This is a genomic window from Halorubrum sp. ASP1 (assembly GCF_005435135.1).
GTDB lineage: Archaea > Halobacteriota > Halobacteria > Halobacteriales > Haloferacaceae > Halorubrum > Halorubrum tropicale.
Genome location: NZ_SGUA01000001.1, coordinates 476,544 through 493,468, shown reverse-complemented (window position 1 = coordinate 493,468; position 16,925 = coordinate 476,544). Strand labels below are relative to the sequence as shown.

Here is a 16,925-nt window from a genome sequence, read left to right as displayed (position 1 = left end):
TGAGGCATGGCCACGAAACTCCCCGAGTCGGCCTTCGACGACCGGCTCGCCGCGGTCCGAGACCGCCTCGCGGCGACCGACGCCGACGCCGCGACGTGGGTGGGCGCGACGGCGATCGAGTACCTCACCGGCTTCCACCACATCCAGACGGAGCGGCCGGTGGTCCTCGCGGTCACCGACGACCGCGTCGAGATCACCGTGCCGCGGCTGGAGGTCGAGCGCGTCGAGCCCAACCCGCGGATCGACGCCGTCCATCACTACTTCGATTACCCCGGCGGCGAACCGGTCTCGGTCGCCGTCGAGATGCTGGACGGGCTGGGCGCGGACGCCGTCGCCGCGGACGCGGACGGGCCGCCGGGCGTGATGGGGTACGAGGGCCCCGCCTTCTCCGAGTCGCTCGACGTCGAGACGCAGTCGTGGGTCGACCGGATGCGCTGGGCGAAGTCCGACGCCGAGGTCGACCTGATCCGCGAGTCCGCGAAGTGGGCGAACCTCGGCCACCGCTACCTCGCCGACTACTCCGAGCCGGGCGCGCACCCGGCGACCGTCTCGCAGCGGGCGTCGACCGACGCCTCGCGCGCCATGCTCGACGCGCTCGGGGACAACTACGCCGTCCGCGTCCGCGGCGACGGCCCGGTCCACGCCGGCTACATCTCCGGCGAGGAGACCGCGCTCCCGCACGGCCACACGCCGAACGAGCGGCTCGCCGAGGGGGACGTGCTCGTCACCGGCGCGACGGCGAACGTCGACGGCTACCGCTCCGAGCTGGAGCGGACGATGTTCGTCGGCGACTACGACGACGAGCAGGAGCACTACTTCGAGCTGATGTTGGAGGCGCAGACGCTCGCCATCGACGCGCTGGGCCCGGGCGTGCCGGTCGCCGAGGTCGACCGGGTCGTCCGGGAGTACTTCGAGGAGCAGGGCGTGACCGACCTCGTGCAGCACCACGTCGGCCACAACATCGGCCTCGGCGCCCACGAGCCGCCGTACATCGACCGCGGCTGGGGCGAGCGGTACGACGGCGACGACGCGGTGATGGCGCCCGGACACGTCTACACCATCGAGCCCGGGCTCTACACGGACGAGTACGGCTACCGGCACTCGGACACGGTCGCGATCACCGAGTCGGGAACGGAGCGGCTCACCAACTACCCGCGCGACATCGACTCGAACGTCGTCTGAGCGCGGGCGCTCAGGCGATCCGCTCGACGGCGACCCGGTGGCCGGTGTCGGCGACGTGGTCCCGACCGAGCGCCTCCGCGTCCGTCGAGGCGTCACAGAGGCGTTCGAGGGGACACTCGCGGCAGACGACGTGGTAGCGCTCGGCTTCGAACGGGGAGTACATACCCTATATACTCTCCCCCGGAGCATAGTTACGAGCAGCGTACCACCCCGATAGCAAGTCCCTACCACGCGGCGAGGGGCGCCCGCGTCACTCGGGCGTCGCCGAGGAACGCGACTCGAACCGGTCGAGGGCGACCTCCAGCATGTCCGGGCTGACGGGCTGATACTCCTCGCGCTCGTGTTCCGGGAGGAACTCCCTGACGCCGTTCCACGAGTCGCGGGCGTAGCGCGCGTCGAGCAGGACGCGGACGCCCCGCTCGTCGGGCCCGCGGATGACGCGACCGACAGCTTGCCGGGCCTTCCGGACGGCGGGGACCGTGAGCGCCGTCTCGAACCCGGACTCGAACCGGCGGTCGTAGGCGGTGATGACCGCTCGCGTCTGCGGCCGCGCCGTGTTGATGATCGGGACGCCGCAGACGACGGCGGCCGCGAGGCGGTCGCCGCGGTAGTCGACGCCCTCGGTGAGCGTGCCGCGGAGGCTCGTCACCAGCACCTTCCCCTCGCCGGCGAAGAAGTCGTCCTTCAGCGACTCCGTCTCGCGGTCGCCGGAGGACTCGTCGAGCAGGACCGGCTTGTCGAGCCGCGCCGAGAGCGACTCGGCCATCCACGTCGCCTCGGCGTAGCTCGGGGTGCCCACGAGGACGTTCCCGTCGCGGCGCGCGACCGCGGCCGTCGCGTCGAGGTGGGCGAGCCGCGTCGGGTTCTCCTCGCCCGGCGCGCCGCGGTTCTGGTGGGTGAACTTCGGCGCGTCGACCGCGAGGCTCGCGCGGTTCTCCGCGGGGAACGAGAGGCCGTACGTCCGCTCGACGACCGGGCGACCGCGCTCCGCGAGATGGTCGAGCCCGGTCACCTCCCGGAAGAGGTCCATCGGCTCCAGCGTCGCGCTCATGAGGACGCCGCCGCCGAACTCCGCGAGGCGGTCGCCGATCGGCTCGCTCGGCAGGCAGTTGTGGAGCGCGAGCCGCGCGTTGTACGCCCGGCGCCACGAGTCGGGCGGCTCCGTCTCGTCGAACGTCCGTTCGAGCTCGATAGCCCGGAAGAAGTCGGTGTGGCCCTCGCGGTACCAGGCGTTGAGGGTGCGGCCGACGCCCGGGGCCGCGCGCTGCTTGTCCTCCTCCTCCAGCGAGTCGAGGACGCGCTTGACGACAGCCCCCACCTGCTCGGCGCGCGCCCAGACCTGCTCGCCGTACCCCTCGCGGTCCGCCCACGCCGTGATCTCGTCTTCGCCCGGCTCCTCGGGGTCGCGGAGCGGGATCGCCTCGTCGTCGAGGTCGCGCATCGACGCCCGCCAGTCCGGGCGCTCGCGGTCGAGGTGCGCGGTCACGCGGCGGTCGAGTTCGCCGCGGAGGTCGGCGTAGAACTCGCGGACGGCCTCGATCTCCTCGACGGTCACGTCCGCGTCCGCCAGTTCCCCTCGGACGAGCGCCGCGTCCTCGGACTCCGCGCCCGCCGACTCGAACGAGAGCGGCTGGACGACGCGGGTGAGCTCGTTCTCGGCGTCGCGGAGGCTCGCGTCCGCGACGGCGTCGCTGACGAGGTCGCGGACGCGCGGTTCGAGCATGTGGGCCTCGTCGCAGACGACGAAGGTGGAGTCGTCGAGGAGCGCGCCGGTGAACGTCCCGGTGGTCACGGGGTCGAACGCGTGGTAGTAGTTGCCTATCACGACCTCGACCTCCGGGACGAGCGCGCCCATCACCGAGTGGGGACAGGAGCCGTGTCCCGCGGCGAGCCGGACCAGCTCGTCGGCGTCGACGTGGCCGAGCTCGGTGACGTCGAACGGGACCGCCTCGGCGGGGTCGCCGTCGTCGGGGAGGTCCTCGAGGAAGCCGGCGTAGAACGGACAGAACTCGACGTCGTCGTACTCCTCGGTGTCCGGACGGTACGGGGTGGGCTCGCCGTCGACGGAGAGGTAGTCGGCGGCGGGCCCGTCGGCGGGCGAGCCGGCGTCGGCCCCCGAGTCCACGAGCCCGACCTGCTGGCTGCGCGCCTCGCTCACGAGGTTCGAGGTCGTCGTCGCGCCGCCGTCGCCGACGAGGTTGCGGGTTCGCTCGCGGAGCCCCTCGCAGCGCTCGTAGACGTTCTCCCGGTCGATCCCGCCGCGGTTCTCTCTCGCGTACGGGCAGACGTCCGCCTTGCCGACGAGGGTGAGCCCGGAGACCGGGTCGTACCCGTCGGGGAGGTCGTCGTTTATCGTCCGCAGGTCCGTCTCGAACTGGCGCAGCTGCTGTTTGACGCTGGTGAGGACGAAGACGCGCTCGAAGTCGGAGTCCGGGTCGCGGACGCGGTCGAGGCCCGCGGTGAGCGCGAGCATCGTCTTCCCCGTCCCGCAGGCGCCCTCGAGGGCGAGGAAGCCGCCGTCGGCGGCGGCCTCGACGGCGGCGTCGATGCCGTCTGCCTGTTCGGGGTACGGTTCGGAGTGGCCGAAGAGGTCGGCCCACGGGGGCGAATCGGTCACGAGGGCGAGTTACGCGCCATCCGAGTTAAACGCTTCATCGGCGGCACGGCGCGCGCGGTCCGCGACGCGTCGCTGTCGAGGGTGAGGGTGGCGCGGGGGCGGGGCGGCCTCACTCCACGATGTCGTGGAGGTCGGAGAGCCGCTCTATCTCCCAGGTCGGCCAGACGTTCAGCTCCCAGTCGCGGCGGTGGGGACGGCGGATGAACGCCGAGTCGATGCCGGCGTTCTCGGCGGCGCGCACGTCCGACTCGTTGTCGCCGACGAACAGGGCGTTGTCGGCGTCGAGGTCGCCGAGCGCCTGGTCGATGTAGTGGGGATTCGGCTTGCGGAGTTGGAGCGAGTGGATCGTCGGCTCGCGGCCGTACGCGGCCCCCATGCGGTCGAAGCCGTCGAAGTGGTCGACGAGGAAGTCGACGGTCGCCTGCTGGTTCGACGAGACGATCCCCATCTGGACGTCGAGGTCCTGGAGCTCGTCGAGGTCGTCGTACGGGGTCTTGCGCCCCTCGCGGGCCTCCTGCTGTTGGGCCCGCGACACCACGTCGTCGCGCGTCCGCCAGAACGACCCCGGATCGAGGTCGTACGTCTGACAGACGGTGCCGACGCTACCGGGGGTCGCACCGATGGTCATCTGCTCTACGTCGTCCGGATCGGGCTCCTCGACGCCGCACTCTTCGAACGCGTCCCGGGTCGCGTCCCGGAGCACGTCGAAGCGCGTGCGGCCCACGAGGACACCGTCGTTGTCGAACACGACGGTATCGTACGTCATAGCACCCATTCACGGTGAGGCGGGATAAGGGTTTCAGTGGCGGTCTCACCGGCGAGAATCGACGCGAGGCGGTCGCTCTGCGCCGATCGAACGGGTCCTCCGGTCGGTTTTACCCGATCGCGGAGCGTGGGTCCCCGCATGCGCGTCAGCGTCATCGGCGGGAGCTCGGTCGGTCCGGAGACCGCGGCGGTCGCGGAGGCCCTCGGCGAACGGCTCGCGGAGCGCGGCCACGTCGTCGTCTGCGGCGGGCTGGGCGGCGTCATGGAGGCGGTCTGCCGCGGGGCCCGCGCGGCCGGCGGCGAGACGATCGGGATCCTCCCGACGGACGACCGCGCGGACGCGAACCGGCACGTCACGACCCCGATCGCGACGGGGATGGGCCACGCTCGCAACGCGCTCGTCGTAATGAACGGCGACGCCGCGGTCGCGGTCGACGGCGCGGGCGGCACGCTCTCCGAGATCGGGCTCGCGCTCGCGCAGGGGCGCCCCGTGGCCGGGCTCGACACGCACGCGGTCGACGGGGTCGAAGCCGTCGACTCGCCCGCGGCGGCGGTCGAGTACGTCGAGCGGGCCGCGCGGACGGACTGACGGGGTAGGGTCGACGCCTGACCGCCGGTCGGGTGTGTTATCAGAGACGTCCGGGGCGGAACCGCGGTGTACAGCTCCGGCACCGCCGGTGGCTCCGACCGAACCGCTCGCAGTTCGCCACGCCTCGACGAGCGCACCGGCGCTCGGCGACGTCGGACCCGTCTCAGCCGTCACCGAACGTGGCTGCGGAGTCGACTCCGGGCACGTACTCTCGTAATTAGATGTAATTAAGATTTATCAGGCCGCGGCGAAACGGATCCGGCAATGAGCGACTACACCACGATCTCGCTGCGGAAGGAGTTCGTCGCGGACGTGGAGGCGTACATCGAGGACGAGCCGTTCGGCTCGGTCAAGGAGTTCGTGAAACACGTCGTCGTCCAGGAGATGGAGTCCGACGAGGGCGTCTCCGAGGCGGAGGCGAAACAGATCGCGCAAAAGCTCCGCGAGCTGGGGTACATGGAATGAGCGGGCGGCACCGGTCGGCCGGGTCGAGCGCTCTCGACGAAATCGAGCGCGCCGACCTCCTCCTGCTCGCCATCCCGCTCGCGTTCTGCGCCGCGTACGCGGCCGCGTCGCTCGTCGCCCGCGGGTACACGGTCCCCGTCGCCGGCGGCTCGCTCGCGGCCGGCGCCCTCGTGGTCGACGGGCTCTTCGTGAACCCGCCGGACGAGGCGTAGTCCGGGCTGCCAAAAAGGCCGAAAGACGCTTGCGAGCCGGCCTACCAGGTGTCGTGGAACGTGTCGAACTCGATCGAGTCGAGCGGCTTCTCGCCGATGGCGGCCTCGTACTCGCCGGGCGTCAGCATCGGCTTGTGGAAGCGCGGGCCGTCGTCCGTCGTGATCCGCGGACAGCCGGTGTTGACGAACGCGTCCATGTCGAAGTTGCGCAGGCGGTCCGGCGTCACCTCGTCCATGGTGATCAGGTAGGCGTTCTCGTTGTTGTCGACGATCTCTTGGGCCTTCTCCCAGCGGCCCTGGCCGATCTTCGTACAGAAGATGACGCCCCACTTCTCGGCGTCCATCGCCTTGTGGACCGCGGCGTATCGCTGCTTGAGGAACTGGTCGTGCTCGGCGATCGACACCGCGTTGTTGACGGGGTCGGCGATGATCACGCGCTTGTCCGGGTGCTCCATCGCGAGCCCGACCGGGTGGAACTTCCCGCCGCCGACGTACAGCACCTGCTCGGCGTCGATGTCCGCGGAGGCGTAGTTACAGCCGAGCACCTGCCCCTCCTTGGTGAGGCGGTCGTCGCCCCGGCGGGTGTGGACCTCGTAGCCGCGCTCCTCTAACCAGTCGGTCATCTCCTCGAAGCGGTTCATGTGCTGGGCCGTCGTGACGAGCCCCACGTCGGCGTCCTCCTCCGGCGGCGCCAGCTCCTCGGCCAGCGCGTCCTCCATGATCGGGAACGGGTCGACGTTCGAGAAGAGGGGGACGTAAACGATGCTGTCGGACTCCTTCATCGGCGTGTGGCCGAAGTGGACGAACACGTCCGTCCGCCGCATCAGGTACGTGTCGAGGTCGCAGGCGCCGTAGCAGGGCTGCCCGGAGAGCATGAACGTCACGTCGTCGGGCGCGACCTCGCGGAGGTCGTCGGCGACCTTCGGGCCGCGGCGCTTCAGTCCCTCGGGGAACTGTAGCCCGACCTTCGAGGCGTCGCGTTCCTCGATGGCCTCGAGGATCCGGTCGAGTTCGTAGTCCCACTCGCGGTCGTGTTTGAGGGCCATCCCCGTCTTCGTCAGGTCGCCCTCCGTGGAGCCGCTCATGTCGAGCGAATTGTGCGGCAGGACGGTTAAACGGCGCGTTCGACCCCGAGCGTCGTTCCGGGCGGTCGCGACCGTCGCTGCCCCGCCGGGAGTTCAGGGGCCGTCGCCGGCGAGCAGTCGGGCGATCCACGCCCTCGGGCCGGGGAGGACCGCGCCCGCCTCGACCGCGACCGGATCCCGGTCGACATCGAACGGCGCCCGCCCGGCGTCGTCGCGTGCGGCGTCCCGAGGGGACCAGACTAACTCGGTGTCGGACTCGCGCTCGGGCGCGTCGCCGCGGACCGTCCACCCGGGCTCGCCGCGGACGGTGAGGCGGTCGGCGGCGAGGTACCGCGCGCCCTCGCCGCCCACGACGAACGGAGTCGAGGGCGAGGCGGGCGTCAAGGGGGTGAAGACCGTGACGCCGAGGTGTCGCTCCGTCGCGTTCGGGTCGCGGTAGTCGACGACGAGCGTCTCGCCGTCGAGCCGGGCGCTGAGGTCCCTCGGCTCCGCGACGCCGTCACGGGCCGCCTCGGCCGCGACCGCGCGACGGAGGCTGTCGTTCGCCGCGAGCGCGTCCGCGCCGGCCGCGAGGTCGGCGCGCGCCCGCCAGGTGGTCGAGCCGTTCGCGTGAATCGTGACGGTCAGTTCGCTCTCGCCGGCGACCACGCGCTCGCCGCTCGGCGCGGTCCGGTCGAGGTCGCAGACGCCGCACACCGGCGTCGGCGGGGCGCGGGCGTCGACGGCCGGGACGGCGACCGCCGCGGTCGCGCACAGGAGCAGTGCGACCAGCAGTGGGAGGGCGCGGGGACGCATGCGACCGGAGCTACTCCGGGAGCCGGCAAGTATCCTGTGGCGCCCGAGGGGGCCGCGCTGCCGCGGCCGACGGACCTAACCGCCGCCCTCGCCAACCGCGCACCGATGACCGACGTTCCGCTCGAACACGTTCACGTCGCGCCGGACGGCGAGGCCGACGGCGAGCCCGCGCCCGCCGTCTTCGTCCTCCACGGCCGCGGCGCCGACGAGGAAGACTTGCTCCCCGTCGCCGCCGAGCTGCCGGGCGACCGCCACGTCGTCAGCCTCCGCGCGCCCGACCCGCTCCAGGGCGGGTACACGTGGTACGAGCTCGACCTCTCGGCGGGCGGCCTGGAGTCGAGCCAGCCGGACGCAGAGGACTTCCGCCGGAGCCTCGATCTGATCGTCGAGAGCGTCGAGGGCGCCGTGGACGCGTACGGGCTCGACGCCGACCGGATCGGCCTGGTCGGGTTCAGCCAAGGCGCGATCACGAGCCTCTCGCTCCTCCTCGAAGCGCCCGACCGCTACGCCTGGGTCGTCGCGCTCCACGGCTACCTCGCGGAGTCGCACGCCGACCTCGATCCGGCGGGGATCGACGGCAAGCCGGTCTTCGTCGGCGCGGGCGCCGGCGACCGCGTGATCCCCGAGTCGCGGACGCAGGCGGCGGTCGACCGGCTCGAAGCCGTCGGCGCCGACGTCGCTCACGGGAGCTTCCCGGGCGGGCACGGCATCGGCCCGCAGGAGCTCGAAGCGGTCGTCGAGTTCGTCGGGTCGCAGACGGCGTAGGGCACGCGGGAAACCGACTCGGAGCCCCGGCTCCGGCAGGTTCAAACCGCTCGCCCACGACGTTCCGGTATGAGCGTCGAACAGGTCTCCATCGAGGACCTCGGCCGAGAGCTCGGCGAGCGGATCGCCGAAACTCCGGAGTACGAGCGCTTCGAAGAGGCGAGAGCCGCGGTCCAGCGCGACGAGGAGGTCCAGCAGCGAATCGACGAGTTCGAGCAGCTCCGCGCGGAGTTCATGCAGGCCCGGCAGACCGGGCAGGCGACGAACGCCGAGCTCCAGCGCGTCCAGGAGGCGCAAGACGAGCTCCACTCGATGCCGGTGATGAGCGAGTACCTCGACGCGCAGGACGACCTGGAGGACACGCTGGAAGCGGTCAACGAGGCCATCTCGGAACCGCTCGCGGTCGACTTCGGCGGCGAGGCCGGCGGCTGCTGTCAGGACTGACACGCGGATCGATCCCGTCGGCGACTGCGGCGGAGAACTCACCGCACCGCGGCGCGTCGCCGACCGACTCCTTATCCCGGATCCCGACCCACAATCGCCGTGATAGCCGTCGCCGGCGGGAAGGGCGGAAGCGGAAAGACGACAACTACCCTCGGGCTCGCCCGCGCGCTCTCGCGGCGCGGCGCGCCGGTGGTCGCGGCCGACGCCGACTGGGACCTGCCGAACCTCGCGCGGTTGGCCGCGGAGACCGGCACGGAGTCGCCGGCGGCCGACGCCGGCGGCCACGTCGACGGGACGGGGGCACGGACCGTTCTCGGCGCGGTCCGCGACGCGGCTCCGCTCCGTCCGGACCGCTCGGGCCCGACAGTCCTCGCGGCGCCGGACGCGCCGCGGTCGGTCGACGCCGGCGCGACGTTCGACGCCCTCGCGGGGGCGACGCCCGACGGGGCGCCGGTACTGCTCGACAGTCCCGCGGGCGCGTCGCCGGACGTGGCCGCGCCCCTGCGGGCGGCGGACCGCGCGCTGATCGCGACGCCGCTCAGGCGCGCCGCGCTCCGCGACGCCGCGAAGACGGCGGCGATCGCCCGGCGGCTCGGCTGCCCGGCGGTCGGCGCGGTCGTGATCGGGGAGGCGAGCGTGCCCGACCGAGTGGCGAGCCTGCTCGGCTGTCCCGTCCTCGGGACGGTCCCGGACGGCGGCGGCGCCCCGCTGTCCGACCCGGCCGTCCGGAGCGCGTACGACGACCTCGCCTCGCGGCTCTGCGAGACCGCGGCGGCGAGCGGATGGCAGGTCGCGTGAGGATCGCGCCCACCGGCGACGCCGGAACGGCGGACGACGGGGTCGCGACCGGCCGAGAGGGCCGCCATCGACAGACCCAAGCCTCCACGGGCGGCAGCGATCGTATGGAGACGCTTCCGACTGGGATCTCGGTGCTGGACCGACAGTTCGGCGGGGGGCTCCCGAGCGGTAGCGTCGTTTTGTTGAAGGCGAACCCGGACAGCCAGTCCGAGCTCATCTTGGACCGGTTCGCCAGGGTCCGCCGGTGCCGCTACCTGACCACCGTCCGCTCCGCCGACGCGGTGGAGGCGTCGCTGAGCGGCGACGGCGACGAGGAGACGACCGTCGAGGCCCCGACGGAGGCCGGCGACCTCGACGAGGCCGCGGCGCTGACCGGCGACCTCCCCGAGGCCGGCACGCTGATCGTCGACTCCGTGGAGCCGCTGGAGGACGGCGCGGCGCCGGCGGCGTACGCCGAGTTCCTCGGCGACCTGCGGTCCCGGGTCGACGACGCCGGCGGTGTCGCGCTGCTCCACGCGCTCCGCGGCGGCGAGGACCCGCGGACGCGGCGGGTCACGGAGCAGGTCGCGGACGTGGTGTTCGACCTGCGCACGACCGTCGCCGGGACCGAGATCGCGAACCGCCTCGTCGTCCCCAAGTTCCGGGGCGGCGCGGCCCTCGAAGAGCCGCTGAAACTGAAGCTCACGGACACGGTCGCGGTCGACACGAGCCGCGACATCGCCTGACGCGCTCGGCCGCCCCGACGCGGATTACGGCGCCGCGGACGCGAGGACCACGAGGACGCCCGCGAGGGCCGCCGCGACCGCCCAGTTCCGCGCGGTGTCGAACGCGCCGTACGGCCCGCCCTTCCGCGAGAAGAGGTACAGCGCGTAGACGGCGAGCGGCGCCAGCGTCGGCAGCGTCGCCACGGAGACGACGCCGGTGAAACTCGACAGCAGCGCGACCGCGACCGTCGCCGCGCCCGCGACCCCGGCGACGACCGCGTCCTCGCGCGCCCGTTCGATCTCCATACTCGGTGTGGACGCGGCGGCGGCCAAAAGGGATCCGTTCGCCGGACGCCCGCTCTCCGCCGGGTCGTGCGACTCGTGCGCGCCGGGGCCGCGGCTCGGCGAGAGAAAAAACGGCCGAACCGAGGCCGGCAGAAGCGCGTTACTCCTCGTCGATCTCGTCGACGATCTCGTCGGCGTCGACGTCGACGTCCTCGAGCGCCTCCTCGATGTCGACGTCGCCGGCGCCGGCGCCGCCCATGCCGCCCATCATGCCGCCGAGACCGCCCATGCCGCCGCCCTCGATGACCTCCTCGATGACCACGCGGTCGAGGTCGAGGCGGTCCATGAGGTCCTGCGCGATCTGCTGTTTCTGGAACATCCACTGCTGGTTCATCTGCATCGCCTGCGTCGCCGTGACGTAGAGGACGTCCTTCTCGACCTCCTCGGTCTCGACGGTCTCCTCGCCGTCGTCGTCCTCGGTGACGGTCTCCTCCTCCTCGGTCTCCGCCTCGATGCGGACCTCGGGCGCCTCCTGGAGGTACATGCCGAGCATGCCGGACGCCTGCTCCTCGCGGTCGTCGATAACTTCGATGATCTCGTACTCGTACTCGAGGTCCTCGCCGGCCAGCGGGTGGTTGAAGTCGACGCGGGCGCGGCCGCCGATGATCGTCTCGAGGTGGCCCTGCTGGTTGTCGATCTGGACCTGCGCGCCGGGGTAGCGACTGTCCTCCGGGATCTTGTCGGCCTTGACCGTCTCGACCTCGTCGGGGTCGTACTCGCCGAAGGCGTCCTCGGCGGGGACGTCGACCGTGCCTTCGTCGCCGACGGTGCCGCCGATGAACGCCTCCTCGACGGAGGGGAACACGTGGCCGGCGCCGAGCGCGATGATGCGGGGCTCGAACTCGTACTCGTCGACGTCGATCTCGGCGTCCTCGGCCGTCTCCTTGTCGGTCGTGTCGATGACGCGGTCGTCGTCGGCCGTGCGGATCGTGTACGCGACGCGGACGAAGTCGCCGTCTTCGAGTCCGTCGGCGTCAGTCTCGGTCTCGGTCTCCTCGGCCTCCTCGGCCGCGTCCGCTTGCTCCTGATCGCTCATACCTGAAGGTCACCTGTTACACCCTTAAGAAGCACGGTTCGGCCCGAAGCCCGCCGGCGAACGGGAGACAGCGGCGGGTCGGCGGACGACGCGCCCCCCCAACGGCCGGCGGTGCCGTCCCGGACCGCCGCGGAGTCCCGCGCCGCTTATGAACGCCCCGGCCGCACCCTCGAGCATGTACGAGGTCGAGATCAAGGTCCCGGCCGACCTGGACGCGACGCGGGAGCGCCTCCGGGAGGCCGGCGCCGAGCGCGTCGACGCCCGCCGGCAGCGGGACACCTACTACGACGCGCCGCACCGCGAGTTCGCCGAGACCGACGAGGCGCTCCGGATCCGCCGCGAGGTCCCGCTCTCGGACGGCGCGGCGACCGACGAGGAGACGGCGACGGTCACCTACAAGGGGCCGCTCCTCGACGACGCCTCGAAGACGCGCGCCGAACACGAGACCGGCGTCGACGACGGCGAGGCCCTCGACGCGGTCCTCTCGGGGGTCGGGTTCGAGCCGGCGGCGACCGTCGAGAAGCGGCGCGAGTTCTGGTCGTACGACGGCTTCACCGTGACGCTCGACGCCGTGACGGGCCTCGACGAGTACGTCGAGATCGAGCGGGCAGTAGAGACGGAGGCCGAGGTCGACGCGGCGCGCGAGGCGGCGGTCGCGGCGCTCGACCGGCTCGGCCTCGACGCGGCCGAGCAGGTCCGGACCTCGTACCTCGGGCTGCTGTTGGCCGCGGCGGACGACTGAGGCCGAAGGACCGCGTCAGTCGTCCCCGTTTCTCCCGTCGTCCGCCGGCCGCTTCTCCGAGAGGACGGTCCGCTCGAACTCGCAGACGAGGACGTCGTCGTCCCCGTCGACGACCTTGAACGCCTCCACGCGCATCGTGACGACGCCGCGCTCGCCGTCGCTCGTCTCCCGCTTGTCGGTGACCGTCGACCGCGCGCGGATCGTGTCGCCGTGGAAGACGGGGTTCGGGTGTTCCACCTCGTTGTACGACAGGTTCGCGACGATGGTCCCGTCGGTCGTCTCCGGGATGGAGAGGCCGACCGCGAGCGACATGGTGTACAGGCCGTTCACCAGGCGCTCGCCGAACTGCGTCTCGGCGGCGAAGTCGGCGTCGAGGTGGAGCGGCTGCTGGTTCATCGTCATGTCGCAAAAGCGCTGGTTGTCCGCCTCGCTGATGGTCCGCCGCTTCGCGTGGTCTATCGTCTCGCCGACCGCGAACTCCTCGTAGTACAGTCCGGGCATGGCCGCCCGCTCGGCCGGCGCCGTGAAATCGGTACCGCTCTCGGCGCGGCCGGCGGCTTTTAGCCGTGCGCCCACGGACCTCCGCACATGCCACGCCGAAGCCTGCTGTTCTCGCCCGGCGACAGCCCCGACCTCATGCGGAAGGCGCCCGGGGCCGGCGCCGACGTGATCTGCTTCGACCTCGAAGACGCCGTCGCTCCCGGTCGGAAGGACGAGGCGAGGGCGGCGGTCCGCGACGTGCTCGCGGACCCCGCGTTCGACCCGGACGCCGAGGTCTGCGTCCGGCTGACCGCCGAGTCGCCCGCGGCCGACCTCGACGGGGTGCTGGGGACCGGCGAGGGCGAGTCGAGGGAGAGCGGACCGGACGGCGTCCGCCTCGACGCGGTGATGCTCCCGAAGGTCGAGGCCGCCGACCGGGTCGAACGCGTCGCCGCGCTGTGCGCCGAGCGCGGGCGCGACCCCGCCGTGTTCGCGCTCGTCGAGACCGCCGGCGGCGTGCTCTCGGCGCAGTCGGTCGCGGCCGCGAACGCGACCGACGCGCTCGTCTTCGGCGCCGAGGACCTCGCCGCAGACGTAGGCGCGACCCGGACCGACGAGGGGACCGAGGTGTTGTACGCCCGGGAACACGTCGTCCTCGCCGCGAGCGCGGCGGGCGTCGACGCGCTCGACACGGTGTTCACGGACTTCTCCGACGAGGCGGGGCTCCGCGAGGACGCGGCGTTCGCGCGGCGACTCGGCTACGACGGGAAGCTCGCCATCCATCCCGCGCAGGTGGGCCCGATCACCGAGGCGTTCACCCCGGACCCCGAGGACGTGGAGTGGGCCGAACGGGTCCTCGACGCGCGCGACGAGGCGGAGCGGGAGGGGAGGGCCGTCTTCCAGGTCGACGGCGAGATGATCGACGCGCCGCTCGTCGCGCAGGCGGAGCGGATCCTGGACCGCGCGCCCGACGCCGACCGGTAGCGTCCGCCCGCTGCGGGGATTTTCCGGGCCGTCCGTCACAATTAACCCCCGTCCATCAGCACGTACAGGTATGTCTTCTGAGGCGAACCCGTTCGAGAGTCTGCGAGAGCAGGTGGACGACGCCGCGGCGGTCGTCGACGCCGCCCCGGGCGTCATCGAGCGCCTGAAGAATCCGGAGCGAGTGCTGGAGACGAACCTCACGTTCGAGCGCGACGACGGCTCGCTGGAGACGGTTCGCGCCTACCGCTCGCAGTTCAACGGCGACCGCGGCCCGTACAAGGGCGGCATCCGCTATCACCCGGGCGTCACCCGCGACGAGGTGAAGGCGCTGTCCGGCTGGATGGCGTACAAGTGCGCGGTCGTCGACGTGCCCTACGGCGGCGGGAAGGGCGGGATCGCCATCGATCCGGCCGACTACTCCGAAGGGGAGTTAGAGCGCATCACCCGGGCGTTCGCGACCGAGCTGCGCCCCCTGATCGGCGAGGACCGCGACATCCCGGCGCCGGACGTCAACACCGGCCAGCGGGAGATGAACTGGATCAAAGACACCTACGAGACCTTAGAGAACACCACCGCGCCCGGCGTCATCACCGGGAAGGCGCTCGACTCCGGCGGCAGCGAGGGCCGCGTCGAGGCGACCGGCCGCTCCGTCGCGCTGTCGGTCCGCGAGGCGTTCGACTGGCTCGGTCGGGACCTCGACGGCGCGACCGTCGCCGTTCAGGGGTACGGCAACGCCGGCTCCGTCGCCGCCGCGCTGATCGACGACCTCGGCGCGAGCGTGGTCGCGGTCTCCGACTCCTCGGGCGCGGTCTCCGATCCCGACGGGTTCGACCCCCGCGACGTGAAGGCGCACAAGTCGGAGACCGGGTCGGTCACCGGCTACCCGGGTACCGACGCGCTCACGAACGACGAGCTGCTCACGCTCGACGTCGACTGCCTCGTCCCGGCCGCGCTGGAGAACGCGGTCGACGAGGACCTCGCGACGGACGTCGCCGCCGACCTGATCGTCGAGGCGGCGAACGGGCCGCTCACGCCCGGGGCCGACGACGTGCTCGCCGGGCGCGACGTCCACGTCGTCCCCGACATCCTCGCGAACGCGGGCGGCGTCACCGTCTCTTACTTCGAGTGGGTCCAGAACCGACAGCGGTTCAGCTGGACCGAGGAGCGCGTCAACGACGAGCTCGAACGAGTGATCACGGACGCCTTCGACACGTTGGTCGACACCTACGAGTCGAACGAGGTCGACACCCTCCGCACCGCGGCGTACGTCGTCGGCATCGGTCGGATCGTGGACGCGTACGACCAGGCCGGTAACTGGCCGTAGCGGTCGCCGCCCCCCGCCCTCACTCCAGCGACGCGTCCCGGATCTCGACGTGCCCCCGGTCGCCCTCCCACACCGCGTCGTAGGTGAGGGCGATGCGCCGGTCCATGTGCGGGCCGTCGACGACGTACGTCTCGAACTCGCCGCCCTCGCCCAGCGGGTGGACCCCGTACTCCTCGCGGAGCGCGAGCAGGTCGTCGAGCGCGTCCGCGTCGAAGCGCCGCCCGAGCCACGACTCGTCGAGCCCGTACGCCGCCACCTGAACGATCCGAATCTCGAAGCCGGCGTCGAACATCGCCTCCGCGAGCTCGACCGGGTCCCGCTGCCACAGCGGCGCGAACAGGTCGATCCCGAGCCGGTCGCACATCGCCTGAATCCGGTTCGTCTGGAACTCGCTCTCGACCGCGCCCGCGGTGACGCCCGCGAGGTCGATGTCGTCGTCGGCCGCGAACTCGCGGAGCGCCGCCTCCATCGGCTCCAGCTCGGCGTCGCCTTGCGCGCCCGCGTCATCAACGTCGTCCGCGCCGAAGTCGTCGGGTGACACCTCGACGAGGTCGATCCCGACGCTCTCGGCCGCGAGCGCCGCGAGCTCCGTCGCCGGCGTGTGGTACATGTACGAGTCGCCGGCGGGGTGGACGGTCAGCAGCCGCGAGACGTCGAGTCCCTCCTCCAGCGCGCGGTACAGCGCCCACGAGGAGTCCTTCCCGCCGGAGAAGAGGCTCACCCAGTTGCTCATGACTCCGGGAGGGAGTCGCGCGGATAAAGGGTCGGCGGTCGGTCCGCGCTGGGACGCGCCGCCGCGAGGCCGCGTCTCGCGGGTCTGACGCGCCGTCAGTCCGAGATGAACTCGTTGTCGCGCCAGTTGACGCCGCCGTCCCCCTCGCCGGTGCCCTGCGGGCTCTCGACGACCTCAATGCTGGCGGGGCGCGGCTCGCCCTCGACGATCCGCGTCGCCTCCAGGTCGCCGTCCTCTTCGGTGATCGCGGTCAGCGTTCCCTTCTCTGAGAGGGTCGCGATCTTGCGGAGCACGAGGAACATCGGGTACTGGAGCGCGGAGTTCTGGAGGACGGTCTCGCGGTCGCCCTTGAAGCAGGCGAACTCGACGAGCTCGGAGGGGATCTCCTCTTCCTCGTCGTCCATCCACTGCGGGCCGCCGGCGCGGGGCGGCTCCTCCTCCCAGACGCGGGTCTCCGTGACCGACGCCTTCAGCTGCGCCGTGGGGGTGTACTTGCTGATCGACTCGTCGTCGGACAGGGCCTTGATGATGAGTGTGTTGTTTCGACGCGTGATGTCGATGTCGTCGATCTCCTCCGGCAGATCGGGGTCTTCGTCGAAGTACGTCTCTACGTCTTCGAGGGGCAGTTCGAGCGTCGAATGAAGTCGGAACACGCGGCCTGTCATTGTTTGTGGGATGCAGTGGGGTCGAACCGGTGGTCACGGCGGCAGCGGCAACGGCTGCACCTGCCCTATGTAGGCACCGTAGGTTTATATGGACTGCCCTTCGAGATGTGCGGATCGGCGCGGCGATCGGACGGGGTCACCGCGACGGGCCCACCGGTATCGCCGCGGGACCGAGTCGAATGTTACGCGGAACCC

21 protein-coding genes are annotated in these 16,925 nt (G+C 71.7%); 11 read left to right on the top strand and 10 right to left on the bottom strand.

All coding sequences use genetic code 11. The features are described 5' to 3' along the window. Positions 1 to 6 precede the first annotated feature (6 nt). Positions 7 to 1,182 carry a M24 family metallopeptidase gene (locus EXE48_RS02525; RefSeq protein ID WP_137710688.1) on the top strand — a complete coding sequence of 392 codons (1,176 nt, stop codon included), beginning with the start codon at positions 7 to 9 and terminating at the stop codon, positions 1,180 to 1,182. Between the two features lie 10 nt (positions 1,183 to 1,192). On the opposite strand, the gene EXE48_RS18635 is transcribed toward EXE48_RS02525, so the two are convergent. The 3 genes from EXE48_RS18635 to EXE48_RS02515 form a co-directional block, all read right to left on the bottom strand. Then, the gene (locus EXE48_RS18635) at positions 1,193 to 1,345 is read right to left on the bottom strand and encodes a hypothetical protein (RefSeq protein WP_167551912.1); all 153 of its coding nucleotides are present in this window, start codon (positions 1,343 to 1,345) and stop codon (positions 1,193 to 1,195) included. 87 nt (positions 1,346 to 1,432) lie between these two features. Further along, complete coding sequence (locus EXE48_RS02520; protein WP_137704092.1) at positions 1,433 to 3,799, bottom strand: ATP-dependent DNA helicase; 2,367 nt, start codon at positions 3,797 to 3,799, stop codon at positions 1,433 to 1,435. A gap of 109 nt (positions 3,800 to 3,908) precedes the next feature. Continuing rightward, positions 3,909 to 4,565, bottom strand: coding sequence for an HAD family hydrolase (locus EXE48_RS02515; protein WP_053772232.1), 657 nt, complete (start codon positions 4,563 to 4,565; stop codon positions 3,909 to 3,911). Between the two features lie 138 nt (positions 4,566 to 4,703). Between EXE48_RS02515 and EXE48_RS02510 the strand changes: the two genes are divergently transcribed. The 3 genes from EXE48_RS02510 to EXE48_RS02500 all read left to right on the top strand — a co-directional run bounded on the left by EXE48_RS02510 (position 4,704) and on the right by EXE48_RS02500 (position 5,830). Then, positions 4,704 to 5,153, top strand: a complete 450-nt coding sequence (locus EXE48_RS02510; protein WP_053772233.1) for a TIGR00725 family protein — start codon at positions 4,704 to 4,706, stop codon at positions 5,151 to 5,153. 264 nt (positions 5,154 to 5,417) lie between these two features. Continuing rightward, on the top strand, positions 5,418 to 5,618 hold the full coding sequence (locus EXE48_RS02505; RefSeq protein ID WP_053772234.1) for a hypothetical protein: 201 nt from the start codon (positions 5,418 to 5,420) through the stop codon (positions 5,616 to 5,618). Next, on the top strand, positions 5,615 to 5,830 hold the full coding sequence (locus EXE48_RS02500; RefSeq protein ID WP_053772235.1) for a DUF8015 family protein: 216 nt from the start codon (positions 5,615 to 5,617) through the stop codon (positions 5,828 to 5,830). Before EXE48_RS02505 ends, EXE48_RS02500 begins: the two co-directional genes overlap by 4 nt. A 41-nt stretch (positions 5,831 to 5,871) precedes the next feature. On the opposite strand, the gene dph2 is transcribed toward EXE48_RS02500, so the two are convergent. Together dph2 and EXE48_RS02490 are read right to left on the bottom strand one after the other, a co-directional pair. After that, positions 5,872 to 6,915, bottom strand: a complete 1,044-nt coding sequence (gene dph2 / locus EXE48_RS02495) for a diphthamide biosynthesis enzyme Dph2 (protein WP_053772236.1) — start codon at positions 6,913 to 6,915, stop codon at positions 5,872 to 5,874. Positions 6,916 to 7,008: 93 nt separating this feature from the next. Further along, a complete protein-coding gene (locus tag EXE48_RS02490) occupies positions 7,009 to 7,710 on the bottom strand; it encodes a hypothetical protein (RefSeq protein ID WP_137710687.1) in 702 nt (233 codons plus the stop codon). A 105-nt stretch (positions 7,711 to 7,815) separates the two neighbouring features. Between EXE48_RS02490 and EXE48_RS02485 the strand changes: the two genes are divergently transcribed. The 4 genes from EXE48_RS02485 to EXE48_RS02470 all read left to right on the top strand — a co-directional run bounded on the left by EXE48_RS02485 (position 7,816) and on the right by EXE48_RS02470 (position 10,442). Then, positions 7,816 to 8,475: an alpha/beta hydrolase gene (locus tag EXE48_RS02485; RefSeq protein ID WP_053772238.1), complete on the top strand. Its 660-nt coding sequence runs from the start codon at positions 7,816 to 7,818 to the stop codon at positions 8,473 to 8,475. Positions 8,476 to 8,544: 69 nt separating this feature from the next. Further along, positions 8,545 to 8,919, top strand: coding sequence for a YlbF/YmcA family competence regulator (locus tag EXE48_RS02480; protein WP_053772239.1), 375 nt, complete (start codon positions 8,545 to 8,547; stop codon positions 8,917 to 8,919). 99 nt (positions 8,920 to 9,018) lie between these two features. Next, positions 9,019 to 9,717 (top strand): nucleotide-binding protein, encoded by a 699-nt coding sequence (locus tag EXE48_RS02475; RefSeq protein WP_137704090.1) that lies wholly within the window; start codon positions 9,019 to 9,021, stop codon positions 9,715 to 9,717. Between the two features lie 104 nt (positions 9,718 to 9,821). Further along, positions 9,822 to 10,442: an RAD55 family ATPase gene (locus EXE48_RS02470; RefSeq protein WP_137710686.1), complete on the top strand. Its 621-nt coding sequence runs from the start codon at positions 9,822 to 9,824 to the stop codon at positions 10,440 to 10,442. A 24-nt stretch (positions 10,443 to 10,466) separates the two neighbouring features. On the opposite strand, the gene EXE48_RS02465 is transcribed toward EXE48_RS02470, so the two are convergent. Together EXE48_RS02465 and EXE48_RS02460 are read right to left on the bottom strand one after the other, a co-directional pair. Next, the gene (locus EXE48_RS02465; protein WP_053772242.1) at positions 10,467 to 10,727 is read right to left on the bottom strand and encodes a DUF8049 family protein; all 261 of its coding nucleotides are present in this window, start codon (positions 10,725 to 10,727) and stop codon (positions 10,467 to 10,469) included. A 139-nt stretch (positions 10,728 to 10,866) separates the two neighbouring features. Continuing rightward, positions 10,867 to 11,802 carry an FKBP-type peptidyl-prolyl cis-trans isomerase gene (locus EXE48_RS02460; RefSeq protein ID WP_137710685.1) on the bottom strand — a complete coding sequence of 312 codons (936 nt, stop codon included), beginning with the start codon at positions 11,800 to 11,802 and terminating at the stop codon, positions 10,867 to 10,869. A gap of 175 nt (positions 11,803 to 11,977) precedes the next feature. Between EXE48_RS02460 and cyaB the strand changes: the two genes are divergently transcribed. Then, entirely contained in the window at positions 11,978 to 12,544 is a 567-nt protein-coding gene (gene cyaB, locus EXE48_RS02455; protein WP_053772244.1) for a class IV adenylate cyclase, read from the top strand. Between the two features lie 15 nt (positions 12,545 to 12,559). On the opposite strand, the gene EXE48_RS02450 is transcribed toward cyaB, so the two are convergent. After that, entirely contained in the window at positions 12,560 to 13,045 is a 486-nt protein-coding gene (locus tag EXE48_RS02450) for a MaoC family dehydratase (RefSeq protein WP_137710684.1), read from the bottom strand. An 87-nt stretch (positions 13,046 to 13,132) separates the two neighbouring features. On the opposite strand from EXE48_RS02450, the gene EXE48_RS02445 reads away from it, so the two are divergent. Both EXE48_RS02445 and EXE48_RS02440 read left to right on the top strand, forming a co-directional pair. After that, positions 13,133 to 14,008, top strand: a complete 876-nt coding sequence (locus EXE48_RS02445) for an HpcH/HpaI aldolase/citrate lyase family protein (RefSeq protein ID WP_137710683.1) — start codon at positions 13,133 to 13,135, stop codon at positions 14,006 to 14,008. A 70-nt stretch (positions 14,009 to 14,078) separates the two neighbouring features. After that, positions 14,079 to 15,332 carry a Glu/Leu/Phe/Val family dehydrogenase gene (locus EXE48_RS02440; protein WP_053772247.1) on the top strand — a complete coding sequence of 418 codons (1,254 nt, stop codon included), beginning with the start codon at positions 14,079 to 14,081 and terminating at the stop codon, positions 15,330 to 15,332. A gap of 19 nt (positions 15,333 to 15,351) precedes the next feature. Here the strand turns inward: EXE48_RS02440 and EXE48_RS02435 are convergent, their stop codons facing one another. Further along, positions 15,352 to 16,065: a diphthine--ammonia ligase gene (locus EXE48_RS02435; protein ID WP_137704087.1), complete on the bottom strand. Its 714-nt coding sequence runs from the start codon at positions 16,063 to 16,065 to the stop codon at positions 15,352 to 15,354. A gap of 95 nt (positions 16,066 to 16,160) precedes the next feature. Then, positions 16,161 to 16,730, bottom strand: a complete 570-nt coding sequence (locus EXE48_RS02430) for a DUF7110 family protein (protein ID WP_053772249.1) — start codon at positions 16,728 to 16,730, stop codon at positions 16,161 to 16,163. Positions 16,731 to 16,925: the final 195 nt, after the last annotated feature.

What these genes read in the sequence shown, in the direction of transcription:
- EXE48_RS02525 (WP_137710688.1), top strand. Translation starts at nt 7, where the DNA reads ATGGCCACGAAACTCCCCGAGTCGGCCTTCGACGACCGGCTCGCCGCG.
- EXE48_RS18635 (WP_167551912.1), bottom strand. Translation starts at nt 1,345, where the DNA reads ATGTACTCCCCGTTCGAAGCCGAGCGCTACCACGTCGTCTGCCGCGAG.
- EXE48_RS02515 (WP_053772232.1), bottom strand. Translation starts at nt 4,565, where the DNA reads ATGACGTACGATACCGTCGTGTTCGACAACGACGGTGTCCTCGTGGGC.
- EXE48_RS02510 (WP_053772233.1), top strand. Translation starts at nt 4,704, where the DNA reads ATGCGCGTCAGCGTCATCGGCGGGAGCTCGGTCGGTCCGGAGACCGCG.
- EXE48_RS02505 (WP_053772234.1), top strand. Translation starts at nt 5,418, where the DNA reads ATGAGCGACTACACCACGATCTCGCTGCGGAAGGAGTTCGTCGCGGAC.
- EXE48_RS02500 (WP_053772235.1), top strand. Translation starts at nt 5,615, where the DNA reads ATGAGCGGGCGGCACCGGTCGGCCGGGTCGAGCGCTCTCGACGAAATC.
- dph2 (WP_053772236.1), bottom strand. Translation starts at nt 6,915, where the DNA reads ATGAGCGGCTCCACGGAGGGCGACCTGACGAAGACGGGGATGGCCCTC.
- EXE48_RS02490 (WP_137710687.1), bottom strand. Translation starts at nt 7,710, where the DNA reads ATGCGTCCCCGCGCCCTCCCACTGCTGGTCGCACTGCTCCTGTGCGCG.
- EXE48_RS02485 (WP_053772238.1), top strand. Translation starts at nt 7,816, where the DNA reads ATGACCGACGTTCCGCTCGAACACGTTCACGTCGCGCCGGACGGCGAG.
- EXE48_RS02480 (WP_053772239.1), top strand. Translation starts at nt 8,545, where the DNA reads ATGAGCGTCGAACAGGTCTCCATCGAGGACCTCGGCCGAGAGCTCGGC.
- EXE48_RS02470 (WP_137710686.1), top strand. Translation starts at nt 9,822, where the DNA reads ATGGAGACGCTTCCGACTGGGATCTCGGTGCTGGACCGACAGTTCGGC.
- EXE48_RS02465 (WP_053772242.1), bottom strand. Translation starts at nt 10,727, where the DNA reads ATGGAGATCGAACGGGCGCGCGAGGACGCGGTCGTCGCCGGGGTCGCG.
- EXE48_RS02460 (WP_137710685.1), bottom strand. Translation starts at nt 11,802, where the DNA reads ATGAGCGATCAGGAGCAAGCGGACGCGGCCGAGGAGGCCGAGGAGACC.
- cyaB (WP_053772244.1), top strand. Translation starts at nt 11,978, where the DNA reads ATGTACGAGGTCGAGATCAAGGTCCCGGCCGACCTGGACGCGACGCGG.
- EXE48_RS02450 (WP_137710684.1), bottom strand. Translation starts at nt 13,045, where the DNA reads ATGCCCGGACTGTACTACGAGGAGTTCGCGGTCGGCGAGACGATAGAC.
- EXE48_RS02445 (WP_137710683.1), top strand. Translation starts at nt 13,133, where the DNA reads ATGCCACGCCGAAGCCTGCTGTTCTCGCCCGGCGACAGCCCCGACCTC.
- EXE48_RS02440 (WP_053772247.1), top strand. Translation starts at nt 14,079, where the DNA reads ATGTCTTCTGAGGCGAACCCGTTCGAGAGTCTGCGAGAGCAGGTGGAC.
- EXE48_RS02435 (WP_137704087.1), bottom strand. Translation starts at nt 16,065, where the DNA reads ATGAGCAACTGGGTGAGCCTCTTCTCCGGCGGGAAGGACTCCTCGTGG.
- EXE48_RS02430 (WP_053772249.1), bottom strand. Translation starts at nt 16,730, where the DNA reads ATGACAGGCCGCGTGTTCCGACTTCATTCGACGCTCGAACTGCCCCTC.